18 protein-coding genes are annotated in these 21,614 nt (G+C 65.8%); 8 read left to right on the forward strand and 10 right to left on the reverse strand.

The window, feature by feature from the left end; all coding sequences use genetic code 11:
• Positions 1-73: 73 nt before the first annotated feature.
• Both AD89_RS0100210 and AD89_RS0100215 read left to right on the forward strand, forming a co-directional pair.
• Positions 74-1,441, forward strand: a complete 1,368-nt coding sequence (locus tag AD89_RS0100210; RefSeq protein WP_081770283.1) for an aromatic ring-hydroxylating oxygenase subunit alpha — start codon at positions 74-76, stop codon at positions 1,439-1,441.
• Positions 1,438-2,712, forward strand: coding sequence for a hybrid-cluster NAD(P)-dependent oxidoreductase (locus AD89_RS0100215; RefSeq protein WP_025776601.1), 1,275 nt, complete (start codon positions 1,438-1,440; stop codon positions 2,710-2,712). The genes AD89_RS0100210 and AD89_RS0100215 overlap by 4 nt, the downstream gene beginning before the upstream one ends.
• 22 nt (positions 2,713-2,734) lie before the next feature.
• On the opposite strand, the gene AD89_RS0100220 is transcribed toward AD89_RS0100215, so the two are convergent.
• Both AD89_RS0100220 and AD89_RS0100225 read right to left on the reverse strand, forming a co-directional pair.
• On the reverse strand, positions 2,735-3,808 hold the full coding sequence (locus AD89_RS0100220; RefSeq protein ID WP_035319510.1) for a proline racemase family protein: 1,074 nt from the start codon (positions 3,806-3,808) through the stop codon (positions 2,735-2,737).
• The gene (locus AD89_RS0100225; RefSeq protein ID WP_331279713.1) at positions 3,805-5,949 is read right to left on the reverse strand and encodes an oxidoreductase; all 2,145 of its coding nucleotides are present in this window, start codon (positions 5,947-5,949) and stop codon (positions 3,805-3,807) included. The genes AD89_RS0100220 and AD89_RS0100225 overlap by 4 nt, the downstream gene beginning before the upstream one ends.
• Positions 5,950-6,166: 217 nt before the next feature.
• On the opposite strand from AD89_RS0100225, the gene AD89_RS0100230 reads away from it, so the two are divergent.
• Positions 6,167-6,871 (forward strand): GntR family transcriptional regulator, encoded by a 705-nt coding sequence (locus AD89_RS0100230; RefSeq protein ID WP_231488314.1) that lies wholly within the window; start codon positions 6,167-6,169, stop codon positions 6,869-6,871.
• Positions 6,872-6,993: 122 nt separating this feature from the next.
• Here AD89_RS0100230 and AD89_RS0100235 read toward each other — a convergent pair whose 3' ends face one another.
• A complete protein-coding gene (locus AD89_RS0100235) occupies positions 6,994-8,532 on the reverse strand; it encodes an MFS transporter (RefSeq protein WP_025776605.1) in 1,539 nt (512 codons plus the stop codon).
• A gap of 312 nt (positions 8,533-8,844) precedes the next feature.
• Entirely contained in the window at positions 8,845-10,389 is a 1,545-nt protein-coding gene (locus AD89_RS0100240; protein ID WP_025776606.1) for an aminotransferase class I/II-fold pyridoxal phosphate-dependent enzyme, read from the reverse strand.
• 91 nt (positions 10,390-10,480) lie between these two features.
• On the opposite strand from AD89_RS0100240, the gene AD89_RS0100245 reads away from it, so the two are divergent.
• On the forward strand, positions 10,481-11,494 hold the full coding sequence (locus tag AD89_RS0100245; RefSeq protein ID WP_025776607.1) for a LysR substrate-binding domain-containing protein: 1,014 nt from the start codon (positions 10,481-10,483) through the stop codon (positions 11,492-11,494).
• A gap of 9 nt (positions 11,495-11,503) precedes the next feature.
• Here the strand turns inward: AD89_RS0100245 and AD89_RS0100250 are convergent, their stop codons facing one another.
• The 3 genes from AD89_RS0100250 to AD89_RS0100260 all read right to left on the reverse strand — a co-directional run bounded on the left by AD89_RS0100250 (position 11,504) and on the right by AD89_RS0100260 (position 14,783).
• On the reverse strand, positions 11,504-12,886 hold the full coding sequence (locus AD89_RS0100250; RefSeq protein ID WP_025776608.1) for a tripartite tricarboxylate transporter permease: 1,383 nt from the start codon (positions 12,884-12,886) through the stop codon (positions 11,504-11,506).
• Complete coding sequence (locus tag AD89_RS17805; RefSeq protein ID WP_155807322.1) at positions 12,883-13,323, reverse strand: hypothetical protein; 441 nt, start codon at positions 13,321-13,323, stop codon at positions 12,883-12,885. Before AD89_RS17805 ends, AD89_RS0100250 begins: the two co-directional genes overlap by 4 nt.
• A 179-nt stretch (positions 13,324-13,502) precedes the next feature.
• Positions 13,503-14,783, reverse strand: coding sequence for a pyridoxal phosphate-dependent aminotransferase (locus AD89_RS0100260; protein WP_025776610.1), 1,281 nt, complete (start codon positions 14,781-14,783; stop codon positions 13,503-13,505).
• A gap of 162 nt (positions 14,784-14,945) precedes the next feature.
• On the opposite strand from AD89_RS0100260, the gene AD89_RS0100265 reads away from it, so the two are divergent.
• The 3 genes from AD89_RS0100265 to AD89_RS0100275 all read left to right on the forward strand — a co-directional run bounded on the left by AD89_RS0100265 (position 14,946) and on the right by AD89_RS0100275 (position 17,240).
• Entirely contained in the window at positions 14,946-15,581 is a 636-nt protein-coding gene (locus AD89_RS0100265) for a TetR/AcrR family transcriptional regulator (RefSeq protein WP_025776611.1), read from the forward strand.
• A 109-nt stretch (positions 15,582-15,690) separates the two neighbouring features.
• Positions 15,691-16,509 (forward strand): ABC transporter ATP-binding protein, encoded by an 819-nt coding sequence (locus AD89_RS0100270; RefSeq protein WP_081770282.1) that lies wholly within the window; start codon positions 15,691-15,693, stop codon positions 16,507-16,509.
• Positions 16,506-17,240 (forward strand): ABC transporter permease, encoded by a 735-nt coding sequence (locus tag AD89_RS0100275; protein ID WP_025776613.1) that lies wholly within the window; start codon positions 16,506-16,508, stop codon positions 17,238-17,240. Before AD89_RS0100270 ends, AD89_RS0100275 begins: the two co-directional genes overlap by 4 nt.
• Before the next feature lie 39 nt (positions 17,241-17,279).
• Here AD89_RS0100275 and AD89_RS0100280 read toward each other — a convergent pair whose 3' ends face one another.
• The 3 genes from AD89_RS0100280 to AD89_RS0100290 all read right to left on the reverse strand — a co-directional run bounded on the left by AD89_RS0100280 (position 17,280) and on the right by AD89_RS0100290 (position 20,528).
• Positions 17,280-18,749 carry an amino acid permease gene (locus tag AD89_RS0100280; RefSeq protein ID WP_025776614.1) on the reverse strand — a complete coding sequence of 490 codons (1,470 nt, stop codon included), beginning with the start codon at positions 18,747-18,749 and terminating at the stop codon, positions 17,280-17,282.
• A gap of 162 nt (positions 18,750-18,911) precedes the next feature.
• The gene (locus AD89_RS19080) at positions 18,912-19,949 is read right to left on the reverse strand and encodes a DNA glycosylase AlkZ-like family protein (RefSeq protein WP_025776615.1); all 1,038 of its coding nucleotides are present in this window, start codon (positions 19,947-19,949) and stop codon (positions 18,912-18,914) included.
• A 3-nt stretch (positions 19,950-19,952) separates the two neighbouring features.
• A complete protein-coding gene (locus AD89_RS0100290) occupies positions 19,953-20,528 on the reverse strand; it encodes a GNAT family N-acetyltransferase (protein WP_025776616.1) in 576 nt (191 codons plus the stop codon).
• A 120-nt stretch (positions 20,529-20,648) separates the two neighbouring features.
• Between AD89_RS0100290 and AD89_RS0100295 the strand changes: the two genes are divergently transcribed.
• The gene (locus AD89_RS0100295) at positions 20,649-21,614 is read left to right on the forward strand and encodes an ABC transporter ATP-binding protein (RefSeq protein ID WP_025776617.1); all 966 of its coding nucleotides are present in this window, start codon (positions 20,649-20,651) and stop codon (positions 21,612-21,614) included.

The raw sequence follows: 21,614 nt of genomic DNA on the forward strand, positions 1-21,614 counted from the left end.
ACTCCACGGTCGCAGCCGGCGAAGGAGCCGGTAGGAGGAGCGGCCGAACCATGACGACGAGGTGGTGGACGAATTGACTCTGGCACCAGAGCAGAAGCGAACCGATTCCGGCACGACGAGCCCCGGACCGGCCGCCGGATCGGGCGGGCACGGCAGGACCGATATCGATCGGCTCATCGACGAACGCGTGCCCGGCTATTCGCTGGCGGCACCGTTCTACATCAGCCCGGAGTTCTTCGCACGCGATATCGAGGCGATCTTCGCCTCCACCTGGATCTTCGTCGCCTCTGCTGCCGAAGTGCCCGAGGCCGGCGACTACCTCACGATCGACATCGGCGCCTATTCCGTCATCGTCATCCGCGATGACGACGGTGAGATCCGGGCGCACCACAATGTGTGCCGTCACCGGGGGACTCGGCTGCTCAATGACCTGTCCGGCTCGGTGGGCAACATCGTGTGCGGCTACCACCAATGGACCTACACCCCTGCCGGAGAGCTCATCTCTGCAGGCGTTCAAGCTCCTGGCTTCGACCGGAGCTGCTTCTCTCTGCGTTCCGTGAACCTCCGCATCATCGGCGGGCTCATCTTCATCTGCCTCAGCGCCACTCCGCCCGATGACATCGACGAGGTGGCCGCCGTCTTCGAGCCCTATCTGACCGGGCATGACATCGCCGGGACGAAGGTGGCTGCGCAGAGTGACCTCATCGAGGACTCGAACTGGAAGCTCGTCATGGAGAACAACCGCGAGTGCTACCACTGCGAAGCCGGTCACCCGGAGCTGACTTGCACGTTCTTCCCCACCTACGGCTACGAGCCCGATGAGATTCCCAAGCGGCTGCAGCCGGCCTACCAGCGCTACCTCGACGCCGAGGAACAGCTGCACGCCAACTGCGACCGCAACGGCCTGCCCTACGCCCTCGTCGAGGAGCTGAGCGGACGGCCAACCGGGTTCCGGATCGAACGGGCAGCTCTCGACGGACAGGGCGAGTCGTACACGATGGACGGGTCGGCCGCCTCGGCGAAATTGTTGGGCGATCTTGACACCTTCGTCCTGGGCCGGGCGTCGCTGCACGTGCAGCCGAATATGTGGTTCCACGCGATGGGCGACCACGTGGTGACGTTCAGCCTGCTGCCGTTGGCCGAAGACAAGACGCTGGTGCGCACGACCTGGCTCGTCCACGCCGATGCGGAAGAAGGAGTCGACTACGACCTCGACAACCTCACGACGGTGTGGCTCAAGACGAACGAACAGGACGCGACCTTCTGCGAACGCGGGCACCTGGGAATCTCGTCGCCGGCATATGTGCCGGGCCCGTATGCTCCCACCGAATCGCAGGTCGATGACTTCGTCACCTGGTACATCGAACGTCTCAAGGCCCATCGAGTGCAGCGGACCGTGCAGTTGGGCAATGGGCAGTCGGAAGGAGTTGAGCAGCGATGAGGTACCGTCATTCGAAATTCGCCCCGGCCGCGTCCGTGCCCGTGGGCAAGGCGACGTTCCGAGTGCCCTCTCGGGGCGGGCGACCCGCACTCGCGGCCGCCGCCCCACCGGTCTTCGATACGGCAGTCGAGCCCGCGCTCGCCGCGCCGATCGACCGGGTGCCTGCTGAATCAGCTGGCCCCGTGCTCGCCGAGCTTCAACTCGATCCCGAACTGCTCACCGGCCCCGTCGAGGTCACCGGCATCACCCAGGTGACCCACGACGTGACGACCTTCGAGCTGCGGGCGGGATGGATGACCGCCGTCGACTTCGCGCCGGGTCAGTACGTGACGATGCGCATCCCCGAGCTGGGTCTCGAGCGCTGCTACTCGATCTCCTCGGCGCCCTTCGGCACGAACATCTTCACCATCACGGTCAAGCGTGTGCCCGGGGGAGCGGTGTCGACCCATCTGCACGACAACGTGCGCGTCGGCGATCGGCTGCACGTGGACGGGCCGTACGGGCTGTTCAGCACGAGCTTTCATCAGGCCGAACGTCACCTCTTCCTGTCCGCCGGCTCCGGAATCACCCCGATCATGTCGATGGTCCGCAGCCTGCTGGCCCGACAGGGAGGGTTCGGCACCGACATCGCCTTCGTCCACAGTGCCTCGACGCCGGAAGACATCATCTTCCGCGCCGAGCTCGAACAGCTCGCCGAGGTCGCCGGAGTCAACGTCACCATTCTGTGCTCCCGGGATTCCGAGACCGAGGCCTGGCCCGGTCGGCGGGGTCGGATCGATGCGTCCACCCTCGCCGAGGTGGTCCCCGACGCGGCCGACCGCGAAACCTTCGTGTGCGGGCCTGGTCCGTATATGGAGGCGGTACGGCCCCTGCTCGCCGAGGCGGGGGTGGAATCGACGCGAATGCATGAAGAGTCGTTCGTCTTCGCCACCTCACCCGCCGACCGTGTGGCTCGAGCTGGGGCGAGGGCCCGTGCCGCCGGGGCTGGGTCCGGCGGAGTCACCGCTGCGAGGCATGCCGTCGAGTTCACGGTCTCCGGGCACGTGGTCGACTGCGATGAGTCCACGACCGTGCTCGACTCTGCGCTGGATGCCGGCCTGTCGGTACCTTCATCCTGCTCGGAAGGCGCGTGCGGAACCTGCAAATCCGTGCTCATCAGCGGCGAGGTCGAAATGAAGCACGCCGGAGGCATCCGGCCGAAGGAGATCGCGGCGGGCAAGTTCTTGCCCTGCTGCTCGACCCCGCTGACCGACCTCGTCGTCGAGAGGTGAGCGGCTGCCGGTGGGCCGAACCTCACCGCAGCGCGAACCCGGGCGCGAGGTCATCGAGCGGGTCGAGCTCGAACGTCGTAGTGGCCACGCGGTGGGCGCTGCCAGTGACGACCGGGACGACGCCGTCGGCGGTCTCTTCAAGCACTCGCGCCCGGAATCGCGTGCCGACGATCGAGTCATGGACCAGCACCTGTCCGGGCGCGAGCTCACCGGCGGCATGGAGAGCGGCGACTCGAGCCGCCGTTCCCGATCCGCATGGTGAGCGGTCGACCTGACCGTCGGCGAAGACCGTGACATTGCGCTGATGCAGTTCGCCGCCGGGCAGAGTGCCGAACCGGTCGACGAAGATCGTGCCGTAGACACCGGAGAGCCTGTCATCCTCGGGGTGCGCGGTGTCCTGATGACCGGCGAGACCCGCCTTGATCTCCCGGCCCACGGCGATGAGCGCGGTGAGGTTCTCGGGCACGACTTCGCAACTCACCTCACCGAGGCGGCCCACCTCGTCGGCCTGAGAGGAACCGGCGGCGGCACCCAACTGAGCGGTATCGACGAGCGCGTAGACCGCCCCGCCCCACGCGAGATCGACAGTGACCGGGCCCAGGCTGGTGTCCACTGTGATCCCAGAGCTGACGAGCCGGCTGGGCACGTTGACGAAGTCCACCGAGGCTGCCCGTCCCTCGGCGTCCGTGTGCACCTGCGCGCGAACTCGACCCGAGGGCACGTCGATCGTGACCTCCGTGGTCCCGGACGGGTCGACGGCGACGATCCCGGCTGACACTGCCCACGCGCCGAGCGCCATCGTCCCGTGGCCGCAGGCCGTGGAGAAGCCGTCCTTGTGCCAGAACAGGACCCCGAAGTCAGCCTCATCGTCATCGGGTTCGGTGATGAAACCGCCGTACATGTCCGCATGCCCGCGCGGTTCGAAGCACAGCAGCCTGCGCAGATCATCGGCCGGCGAACCGGGTACGGCCAGTTCCCGACGCTGCGCCACACTGCGACCGGGGATCTCGACCGGGGGTTCGGCGACGATCCGGAAGGGTTCGCCGCCGGTGTGGAAGTCGACACTCGTGCAGACCGTCGTCACCCCTGTGCTCACAGCCCCATTCCCACTCTCAGCCCTTCCAGTACCGCCGCATGCACATTGCGGGAGGCGACGGCATCACCGATCCGGTACAGCGCGAACGGGTGCCCCGCCTCGGTGCCGGTGGCCTCGGGATCCGGGCCGGATTCCGGCTGCGGGTGTCCGTGGACCCACGCCTCGAGATCCGTGGCCCCGTGGTTCGACGACTGTGACCTGAGCTCGAAATAGACCTCATCGTTGGGAGTCGTCCCGAAGTCGACGACCACGGCATCGGTGACGACCTCCGTCTCCCGATCCGAATAGTCGTTGCGCAGCATCGCCACGATCTCCTTGCCCTCGTTCCGCGGCTTCGCCGCCAAGCGCTCGCCGAGGCGGACCTCGACTCCGAATTCGGAGAACACCTGCAGATACGCGGGGGAGTTCATCGACCCCACGTCGATGCCGATCGTGCGTTCGGGGCTGACGTAGGTGACCTGCTGACCGGCCCGAGCCAGGCGTTCGACGGCGTCGAGGGCCGGGTAGAACCCGTGGTCGTCGAAGACGAGCACCCGCTGCTTCGACTTCAGCCGGTCGTCCATGACATCCCAGACGTCGAAGCTCGGACCCTGCTCACGGAAGGGATACCCGGCATCGGGAACCCCGCCGGTGGCGACGATGACGACGTCGGGACCGAGGCCGAGGATGTCGGCCGCCTCGGCGAAGGTGTTCAGGCGCAGGTCGACACCGTGCTTCTTACACTGCTGGACGCGCCAGTCGATGATGCCGATGAGGTCGCGGCGCCGCCGCGAGCGGGCGGCGATGCGGACCTGCCCGCCGGGGGCGTCCTCGGCTTCGAGCAGGGTCACCCGGTGACCGCGCACGGCCGCGACTCGGGCGGCTTCGAGTCCGGCGGGACCGGCGCCGATGATGACGACATGCTTGGGTCCGGTCGTGATGTCGTGGGGAACCTCCTGCGGCAGATCGGCCTCCCGCCCGGTGGCGGGATTGTGGATGCAGGTGGCCGAACCGGAGGTGTAGATCGAGTCGAGGCACATGTTTGCGCCCACACAGGGGCGGATATCGTCCTCACGTCCTTCGGCGACCTTGCGCGCCAAGTGCGGGTCGGCCAGCTGCGCGCGGGTCATCCCGACCAGGTCGAGGCACCCGTCGGTGATCGCGAACCGGGCGGTCGCGGCATCGGAGATGCGCGCGGCGTGGAGGACGGGGATGTCGATGGCCTCGCGGATGCGACGGCACGTCTCGAGCCAGGGTGCCGAGGGTGTGCCCATGCCGGGGATCGCCTCGGCGAGCTGACGGTCCGAGTTGATCATCCCGACATTGAGGTTGAGGAAGTCGATGCCGTGATCGGTGTAGGTTCGCAGGATCTCGGTGGCTCTCGCCTCGTCCATTCCGTCCTCGCGGCGCTCGTCGACGGCCATGCGGATGCCGAGGACGAAATCATCCGGGACGACCGCGCGCACGGCATCGATGATGCGCATCGGGAACTTGATGAGATTGTCCAGTTCGCCGGAGAACTCGTCGTCGCGGTCATTGAGCCACGGGGCGAGGAAGGAATCGAGCAGGTGACCGGCGTGCATGACCTCGAGCCCGTCGAATCCGGCGGCCGCCACGCGTTCGGCTGCGGATGCGAAGTCTGCGACGATGCGATCCATGTCGAAGTCCTCGAGCGCTTTCGTGAAGGACCGATGCGCGGCCTCCCGGGTCCGAGAGGCCGAGACCAACGGCAGCCAGTCGCCGGCGAAGTTCGAGGACCTGTGGCCCAAGTGGGTCGCCTGGATCATGATCGCCGCGCCCTCGTCGTGGCAGTCTCCGGCGATCGCGGACAGCCACGGAACCACCTCATCGGTGGACAGGTCGATGTTGCCGAACGCGGCGGGGGAGTCCTTGGACACGATGGCCGAACCGCCGATCATCGTCAGACCGACACCGCCGCTGGCCTTCTCCCGGTGATAGAGGCGGTAGCGGTCCTTCGGCATGCCGAGCTCGGTGTACGCGGGCTCATGCGAGGTCGAGACGATGCGATTGCGCAGCGTGAGCCGGCCGAGTGAGAAGGGCTGGAGCAGCGGATCGGCGGACGCGTCCGTCGCGGACATCGGCGGTGCGGGTGTGCCGGACGCGTCTGATGCTGGTGTGCCGGATGCGGGGTCGGCGGTCATGGGTTCCTCCTTCATTGCAGGAACGTCACTGTGGGTATGACTCCGCGGGGGAGTCCGGGCAGGTAATCGATTACCGACTACCTGCTTCCATGGTGCGATCTCACGGTTATGCTGTCAATAGGCGACCGGAAGATCGTCGCCGCACACATCGCGCTGGAGGAGGTGTGCGCTTGCGGGCTGCTGACCACGAATCGAAGGGGAGCGTGAGATGGATCGAGTGAGAACACAGTCCGAATCGCTGCGCGAGCAGGCACTGGGCATCATCCGCGACGCCATCACCGCCGGTGAGCTCGCCGAAGACAAGATCTATTCTGCTGCTGGCCTGGCCAAGCAGCTCGGCATCTCACTCAGTCCCGTACGCGAGGCGATGATGGCGCTCGTGACCGAAGGGACCGTGGAAGCCGTGCCCAATCGCGGATTCCGTCTGGTCACCGTCACCGAGGCAGACCTCGAGGAGATCATCGCCATCCGCGTCCTCCTCGCGGCTCCCGCCGCCCGCAGCCTGGCCGGGGCGGACAGCGACGACCGCGTCGGTCGCGGCCGGCGGGCAGATGCGGACGCGACGAGCGCATCAACGACCAAGGCCGATGCGGTCACCCGACTGCGCAGCCTCGCCGAGGCGACCGTCGCGGCGGCCGAGGACGGTGACGTGGCCGAGTTCTATACGCAGGACCGCAGGTTCCATGAGGCTCTGCTCGAGCACGGACTCGGCGGGCGTGCCGCCGCGATCAGCCTGCGCCTGCGCGATCAATCGCGCCTCTACCGGCACCAGGACCAGATCGGGGCCATCGCGGTCGATTCCGCTCGCGAACTGCCGCGGATCGTCGACCTCATCGAGGAAGGGAACTCCGCCGAGGCGGCCGACCTCGTCACGTCGAACCTCTACTTCTTCAAGCGCGTCCCGGCTGACGCCGACGGCTGAGCCCCGGCGCGTTCGGCGGCGCGTCAGTACCCGCGGGTTCAAGATTCATACGCACTGATCAAGATCACCACGTATGAATCTTGAACCCGCTCATGCACTCACCGCTCAAGTGCAGACCTTGTTCAGGCGGGTGCCCTGTCGGGGTCGGTGTCGACGATCGGCATGGACTCGATGTCCATGTCCGGGTTGTCCGCCTGGGTGCGAGCGAGCTCTTCGGCCTCTTCGTGGGTGTTCACCGTCGGGAACGAACCCGGCAGCGGCCGGTGCGCCGATTCCTTCATGAGCAGCACGGCGACGAGTGCGACGACCGAGAAGAACATAATGTAGAACGCGGGCATGTACGAGTTGCCGGTGACATCGATGAGCGCCTGGGCGAACAGCGGCGTGGTGCCGCCGAACAGAGAGACGCCGAGGTTGAACGTCAGGCCCATCGCACCGTAGCGCGACGCGGTCGGGAACAGAGCCGGCAGCGTCGAGGCCAAGCAGGCGATGTAGAATCCGGCGGGGAGGGCGACCATGAACAGGGCGACCATCACCGCCCACATCTCACCGATCTGCATGACGGCGAAGGCGGGGACGATGAGGACGATCGTCATAATGGCTGCTGCCAGGAAGACGAACTTGCGGCCCAGCTTGTCGGAGAGCTTGCCGATGAGCGGCAGGCACAGCGACATGATGACGAGGACCGGAATCGTGGCCACGGCCGCCTGGACGTTTGAGACCTTGACGGTCTCCTCCAGGTAGGTGGGCATGAAGCTCGTCAGCGCGTAGCCGACCGTCTGCGAGCCTGCGACGACGGCGATGCCGATGAGGATCTCTTTCCAGAAGTGCCGGATGACGCCGATGAGGCCGTGGCGGGCGTACTTGTCGTCCTTGACCTTGATGTCGCGGCCGGCTTCCTCGCTCGATTCGAAGCTCGGGGTCTCCGGGATCTTCAGACGGAACCAGATGGCGACGGCGCCGAGCGGGATGGCGATGAGGAACGGGATCCTCCAACCGCCGTCGAGCATGGCGTTCTCGCCGTGGATGGATGTGGTGATCACGGTCGTGATGGCGACGGTTCCTGCACCGGCGGCGAAGCCGAGGTAGGAGCCGACATCGAGCCATGAGGCCCAGTAGCCGCGGGACTTGTCGGGAGCGAACTCCGAGACGTAGGTGGTGGCACCGGCGTACTCGCCGCCGGTGGAGAAGCCCTGGATCATCTTGAGCAGGTAGAGCGGGACGATCACCCACAGGCCGACCTGGGCGGCGGTGGGCAGGACGCCGATGAGGGCGGTGGCGGTGGCCATCGTGGCCATCGTGAAGAAGAGGATCTTCTGCCGGCCGACCTTGTCGCCCAGCGGTCCGAGCACCATGCCGCCGAGCGGGCGGACGAGGAAGGACACTGCGAAGCCGAGGAGGGTCACGAGCAGACCCATCTGTCGGTCCATGCCTTCGGTGAAGACGGAGGTCATCGTCACGGCCAGGTAGCCGTAGACACCGAAGTCGAACCATTCCATGAAGTTGCCGACGGTGGTGCCGCCGATGGCGGTGCGGATCGATTTGGTTTCGACGACGATGCAGTCATCGGCCTCGAACCGCTTCTGCTTCTTTATTGCACGCCGTTCCTTGCGGGTCGGTTTCTTGTCTTTCTGCGCGGGTCTGTCGTGGCCTTCTGACATCAGCGGTTCCTCGTTTCAGCTGCTGCTGGGCAAGTTGCAGGGCCGAGTCGCCGGAATGGTGCGAACTCTGCGCGGCAGTTGCTGTCGGATTTCGACAATGCAGAACATCTTTGTTGGGCCGTATGGGCATGTCAACAAAAATTGTGACACAGTTCATGACGAAGGCGCCGGAGGGTAGTTACCTGCGTTGGAAATCGTCCAGTGGTCCAGAAAATACGCAATGAAGATGTTGTCTAATTGGCAGTGTCACTTGTCCAGTGATGTTGCCGGCCGAGGCCTCCGGGGTCGACAGGGGCGGTGACTGCGCGCCGATCAGTTCCTGACAACCCGATAGGTCTCGAGCCCGGGGTCGGCGGCGCCGCGGACGTGTCCGGACGGGCTTGCGGCCACGGCCTGGAGAAAGTCGATGGTGTCGGCGGTGATCTCCTCGCCGGGCAGGACATTGGGGATTCCGGGTGGGTATGCGGCCAGCGAGCTCACGCTCACCCGTCCGAGGGCCTCGGCGGCGGTGACGAGTTCGGAATCGGCGAAGTACGCCTCGCGCGGGGTCATTGCCAGTCGGCCGGCTGTGGGAAGTGGTGGGAGGCCGGAGGCCGGGGTTGTCGCGGTGGCGGAGTCTGCGGTTTCGAGGCGCAGAGTCTCCAGGGCGTCGATGAGGCGGCCGATGTCCGGGGACTTTCCGATGCCGATGAGGGCGACGAGGGTGGTCGCCGTCGACATCTCGGGGAAGATGTCGAAGTCCTCGGCCAGACGTTTGCGCACCGTGTGGCCATCGAGTCCGGTGGCGGTGATGTCGATGGGCAGGCGGAACGGGTCGATATCGACGACGTCGGCATGACCGAGGAACTCCCCGGACAGCAGGTGATAGCGGTCGGTGGCCTCGATCTGCGCACGGATGTGGCGGATGTTCTCCAGCGAATCCGTGATCGCCTCTTTCGAGGTCATGAGTGCGCGGCGGGCCAGGTCGATCGAGGCCATGAGGTGGGCGTTCTCGCTCGTCGAGGCGGTCATCATGAACGCGCGTGCCAGCGCCGGTTCGAGGCGATCGGCGAACTCGGTGTCACCGAGGTGGAGCAGTGCGGACTGAGTGAGCGAACCGGCGAGCTTGTGCGTGCTCATGATGACGATGTCGGCGCCCTGGGTGACAGGGGACGCCGGCAGGTCCGGGTGGAAACCGAAATGGGCACCCCACGCGGCGTCGATGATCAGTGCCGCACCTGCTTCGTGGGCCACCTCGGCGAGGGATTCGACGTCGGCGACGGCACCGAAGTAGCTCGGGGTCACGAGGTAGACGGCGGTCACCGGCTCGGGGTGATTGCGGATGGCCCGGCGCAGTGCGTCGGGGGTGACGCCGTGGGCGATGCCGTTGACCTCGTCGACGTTGGGGTAGACGAAGCCGGGGTTGAGCCCAGCCAGCACGATGCCGTCGATGAAGCTCGAATGCGCGCTGCGCTGGGCGATGACGCCGGACCCGAGGGTGCCGACGGCCAGGGCGACCATGCGGTTGCCCTGAGAGGAGCCGTTGGTGAGGAACCAGGTGCGGCGGGCGCCCCAGGCCTCGGCGGCCAGGCGCAGAGCTTCGTCCTTCGGGGTATCGACGCCGAGGTCGATTCCGTCGAAGAGCGGGGGGATGTCCAGGGAGAGGGTGTGCTCGCCGAAGAATTCGGCCTGACCTGCGGAGATGCCCTCGGTCGTGCCGCCGTGTCCGGGGGTGGACAGGAACAGCGAATTGCGGTCGGCCGCATACGCCAGAGCTTCGGCATAGGGTGCGCGGGACTGCGTGAGGGCAGGATGCGTCGCCGGCCCCGAGGAGGAGTGCGGGGCCGGGGGCATGGGGGAGTCCTGGTGCACGGTCATGCGTCCAGGTTAAAGAGGTGAGCGGGTATGGGAGAATAGCAACTTTCCTCCCTTGTTCTATAGTCAGTATTGAACTCGATGGAGGAGAGCAATGGAACCTCTGGACACTCGCGGACTCGTCGCCCTGTGCGCCGTCGCCGAGGCCGGATCCGTGGCCGCCGCGGCGACGGCGCTGTCGTGGAGCCAGCCGACGGTCAATCATCATCTGCGCAACCTCGAGCGCAGGCTCGGGGCCACGCTCATCGACCGCTCACCACGCGGATCGCACCCGACTTCAGTGGGCAGCCTCGTCGTCGCACGGGCCACGGAGATCCTGGGGCTGTGCGATCGCCTCGGCGCCGAGGTGGCGCTGTGGCGGGAATCCCAGGCCGTTCCGGTGCGAATCGGGGCGGTGCCCACCGTCGGAGCCCGCGTGATCCCCCGGCTGCACGATCAGCTGCAGGTCCGGCCGCGGTGGCAGACCCGCGACGAAGCGGTCGCGGGCGAGCGGACCGAGGTGTTCACCGCGGCCTTGGACGTGACGATGGACGAACACGCGAAGCTCGTGTCCCGGCTCGAATCCGGCGACCTCGACCTCGCGCTGCTGGTCTCGACCGACATCGACCGAACGTGGATCCCCGCGACCCTCAATGCCGCTCACCTCTATTCGGAACAGCTGCACCTGTGCGTGCCGCGCTCGATCGGCCCGATCGAGCGTGACTCCCACGGCATGCCCGACCTCGCCGTGCTCGTGTCCCAGACGTGGGCGTTCAGCATCGATCCCGGGGATGCCATCGACGAGGTGGTCAGATCCTTCTGCCTGTCCGCGGGCTTCGAACCGCGGGTGGGGATGCGGATGGACGATTACGCGGCCATCAACCGGATGATCTCGGCCGGTCTGGCGGTCGCGATGATCCCCGAGTCCTCCCTGTCGACCGACCCCGACATCGAGGTCATCCCGATGCCGTTGAGTGCCTGCCGGCGCGATGTTCTGCTCGTGTCCCGGTCTCGGTCGGCCGCCTCGGCGGGGTCGCGGGCCCGGCACGATCCGATCGTGGCCGCCCATGATTCCGCCGTAGCCGAGGTGGTCGCCGACATCCGCACCGTCACCCGGCAGTGGCGGTGAGCCGCTCTTTCACAGCGCGAGGATCGCAGGCACGGTGAGCACGGCGACGTAGTAGCCCATGAACTGGACGCCGGCGTGCATGCCGATAATCCGGTTGAACAGTCCGCCGACGAGGCTGACGGTGATCGTCACGCCGAGTGCCAGCAGTCCGCCTTCGTAGAGGCAGATGACGCAGATGAGGGCCGCGAACCCGGCGATGATCGCCTCGTGTGAGACCGATCGCATCACCCAGGTCGCCGCCCGATGGGCGTTCGTCATCACGAACGGGTAGGCGATGACGATGGCGATGACCGCCGCGATCACGGCGAAGAGGGCGAACTGCCCGGTCGTGAGCAGATCGTGGAGGTTGTTCGTCGTCCCCGCCTCGGCATCGAGGGTGTAGACCGGCGGAGCGTTGAACAGCGGTGCCGCGGGACCGGCTGCCACGGGTGAGAGCGGCAGGCCGATGGCGATGAGGGGAATGAGCGTCTCGGCGATATAGGTCGATTCGGTGGTCGCGTTGCGCACCGTGGCCACCGTCGTCAGCCGGTGGAAGCCGTTCTTGATCCGGCTGCCGGCGATCTCGCCCATGAGCACGGCCATGGCCACGGGTGAGAAGACGAAGGTCGCCGAGGTGATCGCCGCAGATCCGGTCGTATACGTCAGCTGGGTGCGGTCGAGGACCGTGAAGGGATTCGGGATCCGCCCACCGGGGCGCGGAACGTCGGGGGCGAGGGCGAATTCGCGTTTGCCCTCCTGGCGCATCGCTTTCCTGCCCGCGGGGGACAGTCCCGCGAACAGGTCGAAGATGAGCGGGCCGGTGGCGATGCCGAGGAAGAACGACGTCGTGAACGTCGCGTCCTTCTGGTCCAGAATGAACGCCTGCAGGCCGCTGATGAGCAGGACGAAGGGGATGAGCGCAACGACGGCGGCGAGCTTTCCCTTCGAGGTGTACGCGACAAGAACGGCTGCCGCCACGAAGATCCACGGAGCCGCGGACTCGATGCTTTCGGCGAACGGGGTGAGGACGAGAGCGAAGAGGATGGACAGCGGGATCGCGATGATCACAGCGATGACACCGCCAGAGATCGCCTTCTGCAGTGCCAGGTGCGGCACTCCCAAGGCACGCAGCAGTTGGGCCTCGCGCAGCATCGGCACCGCCGTCGTGTCACCGGGGATGCCGAGCAGGGTCGTCGGCACCGCGTGGGAAATGTGTTTGGCGATGACCGCGGCGAGGAAGAAGGCGATGACGCCGGCGGGCGGGACGCCGAGGAGGATGACGAGCAGAGCGATGGGGGCGACTGTTGCCGTCTCATCCGTGCCGGAGATCAGGCCGATGCCGGTGAACAGCACAGCGGCGAGCACGGCCATGCCGATCGCCCAGAGGATGGGTTCGAGGAGGTCCGCGCTCACTGCTGTTCGTCCGTATTCCGTGCGCTGCTGCCGTCATCGGCAACGTGGTGCCGATGGTTCTCGAGGAGGGCGTCGAAGAGACCGAGCGCCCGCACCTCGGCCTGCACCGCCTCGGGGAGTTCGCGCGGGTCGCCGAGGTCGCCGTACTCCTCGACGATCTCGTCGATGATCTCCTGCCGGCTGCGCGTGTCGGTCGTCGGGCTCGTGATCACGCGTTTGGGCTTGAACAGGAAGCCAGTGATCACGGCGCCGAGGATGCACCCGAGAATGCCGAAGAGCAGAGCATAGGGGTGGCCGAGTTCCGTCTGACCGGCCGCGGCGAAGAGATGGTCGGCGACGAGATAGGCGGTGACCGCGATGCCGACGGAGATGGCGATGCCGCCGGTGAGGTGTCGGGAGTCGACGGTGTCGTTCCACACTTCGATGAGGTGCGGCATCCCTACCTGCTTTCGGCTCGATGGTGATTGATACTGAGTCAGGATACCCACCTCAGCCGTGATGCCCACCTCAGCCGTGATGCCGGACGGATCGATGTCCGCCCGGCACCACATGATTCTCAATGAGGCGCTCGCCCTTCTTGATGAGGCGCTCGCCGGCGCCTCGTCGGTTCAGCCCGTCAGCCGGCTGCGGGCGATGCCGCGTGCTCGGTTTCGCGCACCACGGGCAGCTCGCACGTCGTCGGAGCGACCTGCCGGTAGCCGGAGAGGAACGTGTCGAGGCGTTCGATCGCCTCGGTGAGCACCTCGACCGACGGCAGGGTGACGAGTCGGAAATGGTCGGGCTTCGGCCAGTTGAAGGCCGTGCCGTGGGAGACGAGGATCTTCTGTTCGCGCAGCAGGTCGAGGGCGAACTGCTCGTCGTCGGTGATGCCGAACTTCTCGACATCGAGCTTCGCGAACATGTACAGCGCACCGTCGGCGCGGTGGGCAGAGACGCCGTCGATCGAATTGAGCCCTTCATAGGCGACCTGCATCTGCGCGCCGAGGCGGCCCGTCGGCAGGACGAGATCATCGATCGACTGCTTCCCTCCCAGGGCCGCTTGGATCGCGTGCTGGGCCGGAACGTTCGAGCACATGCGCATATTCGCGAGCAGCTTGATGCCCTCGAGGTAGCTGTGCGCTTCGTCCAGAGGTCCGGTGATCGCCAGCCAGCCGGAACGGTAGCCGGCGACCCGGTAGGCCTTCGACAGACCCGAGAAGGTCAGGCACAGAACATCATCGCCGGTGAGCGTGGCCATGTTGACCAGTTCGACGCCGTTGTAGGTGATCTTCTCGTAGATCTCGTCGGAGAAGACGATGAGGCCGTGCCGGCGGGCTATGTCGGCGATCTTCTGCAGCGTCTCCTGCGAGTACACCGCACCGGTCGGGTTGTTCGGGTTGATGACGACGATTCCGCGGGTACGTTCGGTGATCCGGGATTCGAGGTCGTCGAGGTCCGGCTGCCAGGCGTCCTCTTCCGCGCAGCGGTAGTGGACCGGGGTGCCGCCGGACAACGCCACCGAGGCGGTCCACAGCGGATAGTCCGGGCCGGGCACGAGGATCTCGTCGTCCGGGTTGCACAGGGCCTGCAGGCTCAAGGTGATGAGTTCGCTGACTCCGTTGCCGAGGTAGACCTCGTCGGTGCCGAGATTGTGGATGCCGCGGGTCTCGTAGTACTGGACGACGGCACGGCGGGCCGACAGGATCCCCCGCGAGTCCGAATACCCCTGCGTCACGGGAAGGTTCGCGGCGATGTCCTGGACGATCGCCTCGGGGGCTTCGAATCCGAAGGGGGCAGGGTTGCCGATGTTGAGCTTGAGGATCGTGTGCCCGGCGGCTTCCATCGCCTGGGCCTCTTCGAGGACGGGTCCTCGAATGTCATAGAGGACATTGGCCAACTTCGACGACTGCCTGAACATGTGAACCGGAAAACCTTTCATACGACTGCTGCTACATCCACGCTAGGACCCCCGCCGAGGTGGTTCTGACCAAACAGAGGCCCGTTTCCCAGACCTTTGCTCCGTCGGGCGGACCGTTGTGCAGACCTTTTGCAGCTTGGTCCTCACGATACTCTGGGGAGCATGGCGGATCTGAACCCGGGGCCCCGCCGGAGAGGGCGCCCGCGCAAGGCGAGCAGCAGCGATGCGCGAGCCGCCATCACGGCCGCCGCTTCGGCCGAATTTGCCGAAAAAGGGTACGACAAGACCTCTCTGCGCGGCATCGCCCGTCGTGCCCAGGTCGACTCCGCACTCGTCCATCACTACTTCGAGTCCAAGGCCGGCCTCTTCGCCGAGGTGGTCAAGCTTCCCGTCCGACCGGACCACATCGTTCGCTCGGCTCTAGAAGTATCAGACGACCGCCTCGGCGAGTCCCTCGTACATACGGTGCTCAGCGCCTGGGAACACTCGAACGTGAGGTCGATCGGAGTGACCATTCTGCGTTCTGCGGTGAGCGACTCGGCAGCCGGCCGTCTGATCAGGCAGTTTCTGCTGCGTGAGCTCAAAGGGGCGGTGGCGCGCAGGATCGAGGACATTGGTGTCGACAGTGCAGAGGCGGATCTGCGAGCCACTCTCGTCCTCACTCAGATGGCGGGTGCGCTCATGTTTCGCCACGTCCTCGAACTCGAACCATTGGCATCGATGTCGGTCGACGACCTCACCGCGCGTCTGGCTCCCGCGGTGCAGGGCCATCTCGACGGGGTCGGCGGCTCAAACTGAGCCCAAATGGCTCCAGCGCGGTCGCCGCTCACCAGGGGTGGGACGGTGGTCATGAAAACTCTCCGGGAGAACCCTTGACCGGAACACTCCCGGATGTCATATTCAGCACATGATGAATAAGTCGGTGGAGGCACGGGGACTAACGATCCGGAGGGGTCGCAAGACAGTCATCGACTCCCTGGATCGTGACGTTCCCAAGGGTGCGATCGTCGGGCTGCTCGGGCCCAGTGGCAGCGGAAAGACGACGCTGATGCGGGCCATCGTCGGGGTCCAGATCGTCGCAGGCGGACGGGTCCAAGTGCTGGGCCGACCCGCCGGATCGGCGGAGCTGCGCCACCGAGTCGGCTATATGACCCAGTCGGCAAGCATCTATGACGACCTCAGCGTGCGGGCGAATCTGCGCTATTTCGCACGCGTGCAGGGAGCTCCGAAGTCCGATGTCGACCGGGTGCTCGAGCGCACGGACCTGACCGGACAGGCCGATCAGCTGGCGCGGACGCTCTCCGGAGGGCAGTCGAACCGGGTATCACTGGCCGCGGCGATGCTCGGCTCCCCGGACCTGCTGGTCCTCGACGAACCGACCGTGGGCCTCGATCCTGTGCTGCGCAATGATCTGTGGGAGCTTTTCCGCAGCCTCGCCGAGGACGGGACGACGCTGCTGGTTTCGAGCCACGTCATGGATGAGGCCACACGCTGTGACCGGCTGCTGCTCATGCTGGAGGGCGCGATCTTCGCCGATACGACACCGCACGATCTGCTCGCCAGCACGGGGGCCGCCTCGGCGGAGGAAGCATTCCTCGACATCATCGAAGCGGACACGGCCGGTGCGGGATCTGCCGGTCGGAGCCGGCGATCGGGGACTCATCTGCTTTCGCGAAGCGGACGCGGTGTCGCGGGACGCGCAGCGAAGAAGGTTGGTCGGCGATGAACCCGATGCGCACTCTGGCGACCACGGGACGTGTCCTCGTCCAGATCCGGAACGATCCGCGCACGATCGCCCTGCTGCTCATCGTGCCCAGCCTGCTGATCGGCCTGGTGGCGTGGATCTTCGATGAGACCGATGTGTTCTCGCGGATCGGGCCGGCGATGCTCGCGCTCTTCCCCTTCATCGTCATGTTCCTCGTCACGAGCATCGCGACCCTGCGCGAACGCCGCAGCGGAACGCTGGAGCGGTTGCTGTCGATGCCGCTGGGCCGCGGCGACTTCATCCTCGGATACACCCTGGCATTCGGGCTGCTCGCCGTGGTGCAGACGGCCGTGGCCGTCGGCTATGCGACTCTGGTGTGCGGTCTGAAGATCGAGGGTTCGGTCGGGCTACTCTTCGTCGTCGCGATCGCCGACGCTCTGCTCGGCACGGCGCTGGGCCTGCTGGCCAGCGCTTTTGCGCGCACCGAATTCCAAGTCGTGCAGTTCATGCCGGTATTCGTGTTCCCGCAGATCCTGCTCGGCGGGATCTTCCTCCCGCGCGATCAGCTGCCCGACGTGCTCGAAGTGATCGGCGACTGGCTGCCGCTGTCACACGCGATCGATGCACTGGGTGCGGTGTCGACGGGTGCTGAAGATGACAGCTACATCTGGCTGCGAGTGCTCTTCATCGCCTGCTGGATCATCGGCGCTATCATCGTCGGCTCGCTGACACTGCGTCGTCGGACGCCGTGAGGTCAGAGGTATCGCGGGGGATGGTGAACCAGTTGGCGGCTACTTGCCTGCGCTGATGGGTTCGGTGCGATCGGTGAGGTCAATTGGTCGGCGGCCCTGACCGCGGACGAATGCGAGGTAGCACAGCCACAGCGCGACGACCCACAGCAGACCGACCCATAAGGCGGGTCGTGAGTCGGGGACGACGCCGACCATGACGACGATGAAGACGATGAACGCCAGGGTGATCCAGGAACCCACCGGCCACAGCGGAACGGGGAATTCGCTGGGAAGGCGGGCCTCCTCGGCGATCACCTTCTTCATCCGGATATGGGATGCGAGGATGATCAGCCAGACGAGCACCGTGGCGAAGGTCGCCAGCGCGCCGAGGAGGAACAGCGCCTGGTCGGGGTAGAGGTAGTTGAGGACGACGCCGGCCAGGAGGGCGATGATCATCGTGACCACGGTCATCACGGGCACGCCGCCAGGCGAGGTGCGGGCGAAGGACCGCGGAGCCTGCCCTTGTTCGGCAAGACCGTAGAGCATCCGACCGGCGCCGAAGATGTCAGCGTTCATGGCTGACAGGGCTGCTGTGATGAGGACGACTTGGAGGATCGCGGCGGCCGCGGTGAAGCCGACCGAGTCGAAGATCGCGACGAAGGGGCTGATCTCGGAGGTGATCTGATTCCACGGCAGGATGCACATGATCACGCCGAGGGTGAGGACGTAGAAGAGAAGGATGCGCACCGGCACCGAGTTGATGGCGGCGGGGATCACCTGCTTCGGGTTCTGCGCCTCACCAGCGGTGACGCCGATGATTTCGACGCCGCCGAAGGCGAACATGACGATGGTGAAGGAGGACAGCAGCCCCCAGAGTCCGTTGGGGAAGAAGCCTCCGTGGTCGAACAGCGCCTGCGGCCCCATCTGGTCGTGGTCGGCGATGCCGAAGCCGACGATGATGATGGCCACGCCCGCGACGATGAGGATGATGATCGCGGCGATCTTGATGAGCGCGAACCAGAATTCCAGCTCACCGAAGACCTTGACTCCGAGCATGTTGATCGCGGCGATGAAGAACACGACGGCGAGCACCCAGATCCAGCGGGGCACGTCCGGGAACCAGAAGCCCATGTAGACACCGATCGCGGTGGCGTCGAAGACGGCGACGAGGACCATTTCGAAGGCGAACGTCCAGCCGACGAGGAAGCCGGCGAAGGGGTGGATGTAGCGGGAGGCATACTGGCCGAAGGACCCGGAGACGGGGTGGCGGACGACGAGTTCGCCGAGGGCGCGCATGACCATGAATACGGCGGCGCCGCCGATGACATAGGCGAGCAGCACTGCCGGTCCGGCGGCTTGGATCGACTCGGAGGAGCCCATGAAGAGGCCGGTGCCGATGGCCGAACCGAGCGCCATCAAACGGATGTGGCGAGCGGTCAGGCCTCTTTCGAGGCCGGCGTTCTCTTCACGTCCGTTCGCGGATTCGTCTCTGGGGAACGCCTCGTCGCGGTCGCTGCTGGCTGGAGTCATCGGTGTCTGCTGTCCTCTTCTCTCTGCTGCTCATGGCCACGCTGGCTCACGTGATCGACGGACCCGGCTCCAGGGCCATCTCGGATTCTCACACCGGCAGGGCGAGCGGAGACGGAAGTTGGGGCAAAGAGTCCGAGATCTCACAAAATCGGGTCGTGGGGGTCAGGTTTGAGCAGCGTTTACGCCGTCCCAGACCACACGAACGCCCTCGGCTGCAGTCGGCAGCGGGAACACTTCGGCCTCGGCTGCGACTTCGCGGCGTCGAGATTCTGAGAGCCTTTTCCACGCGGTGATCGTCACGGTGTTTCGGCTGCGGCGCCAGGTGCCGACGATCTCCCCGTCCACGAGCACGGCACCCGGCCAGACTCGCGGAGTCCAGAGACGTCTTCGCAGAGTCTCGTCGGGAACCACGAGACTGCGGTCCTCACCCCACAGCAGAAAATAGCTGTCACCACTGGGCAGCAGTCGAGCCGGAGCAGAATGTGAACGCGTGGCCCGCAGATCATCCTCGTCGGAAGCAGTGAACCATGCTTCTCCCAACGGGGTCCGGACCGGGATCAGCTCATCGTGAAGGTCGTTGACGGCGATGGAAGCCGCGCGAGTCTTGACCCCCGCCCAGGTGGCGAAGGACTCAATCGTTCCGGGTCCGAGGATTCTCAGATGCCGGCGCAGCAGCTCTTTGCGGGCATCCTCGGGGGACATTTCTGGTTGTGGCACCGTCCAGACCAGCGGTGGGCCGGATCCCTCCCAGCGAATCAGCACTCGCCCGGTCGTCGCCGCATAGCGCAGGGCGCTCGGGTGAACGCCGATCGCCTGCCCGGCTTCCCGGTAGGTCAGGGTTCGACCGGATAGGAATGTTTCCAACTGGTCCGCCAACTGCGTCGCTCTCTTCTGGGTGCGAGTCTCGAGCGGGTGACGGCCGAGGGTGAAGATCGCACGATCACAACTGGCAATCACGTACGTCGTATATCTCGGACCCCACACCTGTTGCAGTTCGGATGCGGTCCAGGTGTCTGCATCGACTCCCTGAAGCCGTGCCGTCAAGGACAGCAGGGCCGACTTCGGCACACTGTCCTGCAGGCCTGCCCATGCCGCTTTTCGCACCGTGGCGGATTCGAGAGGGCGTCGTTCGTCCAGGCCGGCGACGTGGCGCCGGTAGTCGAGAATCTGCTCTCGTGTGACGACCAGCGGCGCGCTCATCTCCTACGCCTGCTGCCGGTCGGTTGAGAGCATTCCGAAGATGAGGGTGTCGGTCCATTCGCCCTTGGACCACCAGTCCTTGCGCAGGTGCGCTTCCTCCCGCATCCCGATCCTTCGAGCCAATTTCGCCGAGGCGGTGTTCCGGGCATCCATCTGCGCAAACACTCGGTGGAGTCCGTAATGGTCGAAGGCGACGTTGAGCACGGCGATGGCCGCCTCGGTGGCGAAGCCGTGACCGCCGGCTGCGGGATCGAGGATCCACCCGATCTCCGCCTTCTCATCACTTCCCGCTTCGAGCCAGATCGCGATATCGCCGATGACGCGTGAGCCTGCGAGCGAATCGAGTCCGTCGGCGGTCTCGATGACCAGCGCCAGAGCACGGGATTCGGTCTCGAGCCCCGTACGGTACATCCGTTCGGCGACCTGCGCCCGGGCCACCTCGGCGGTCCAGGGATCCTCGAGGAGGAATCGGGAGACGTCGTCGCGGGAATAGATCGGAAGGTGCGTCTCGGCGTCGGACTCGCGATATGTACGCAGCCGCAGTCGATCGGTGGTCAGGGGCAGATCCAGCGGGTCCATGGACACACTCTGCCAGTCGAACCTGGACGAACGGCGAGTGCCAGCCGATGACAAATGGCACCCCCGCCCCGGTGACAAATGGCATCTGCTCACACGTCCGCTGATTTCTAGTCTATGGCTATGACTTCACAGACACCGACTCACACAACCCTTCCGACCCGGACGACCGCCGCGACCCCCGCAGCTGTCAGCCTGAACCACCTGGCCAAGAGCTTCGGCGACCTGACAGCCGTCGACGGCCTCGACCTCGACATCCGCCCCGGAGAAGTCGTCGCCTTCCTCGGACCCAACGGGGCCGGCAAGACAACGACGATCGACATGCTCCTCGGCCTCAGCCGACCCGATGAGGGATCGGTCGAGATCTTCGGAATGCCGCCTCGGCGAGCGGTCGCCCTCGGGCTCGTCAGCTCCGTGATGCAGACCGGCGGTCTGCTCGATGACCTCACCGTCCGCGAAACCGTCGACTACACCTCGGCGATCTTCGCGTCCTCCCTCGACACGGACCTCGTCCTCGAACGCGCCGGAATCACCGACATCGCCGACTCCGTGGTGAAGAAATGCTCCGGCGGGCAGAAGCAGCGTCTGCGCTTCGCCATGGCTCTGCTGCCGGACCCCGCGCTCATCGTCCTCGACGAACCGACAACAGGAATGGACGTCACCGGCCGCCGCGATTTCTGGCACCAGATGCGCGCCGACGCTCTGACGGGCAAGACAATCCTCTTCGCCACCCACTACCTCGAAGAGGCCGATGAATTCGCCGACCGCGTCGTCCTCGTCGCGGACGGACGGATCGTCGCCGACGGACCCGCCCACGAGATCCGCGGCATGACCGCAGCGAAGACCGTGAGCGCAACCCTGCCGATGACCGACGACACCACCGAATCGGGCGTCAATGACCTGCTCTACCGCCTCGGCGGACTGGCCGGTGTCGAATCCATCGACGTCGCCGCCAGACGTCTGAAGATGCGCACCACAGACTCGGATGCAGCCGCGAAGATGCTCTTCGACAACGCGTGCTCCGACCTCGAGATCACCTCCCATTCCCTTGAAGAGGCCTTCATCAGCCTCACCTCGAAAGGAGCCTGA

Source organism: Brevibacterium sp. VCM10 (assembly GCF_000583215.1).
Lineage (GTDB): Bacteria > Actinomycetota > Actinomycetes > Actinomycetales > Brevibacteriaceae > Brevibacterium > Brevibacterium linens.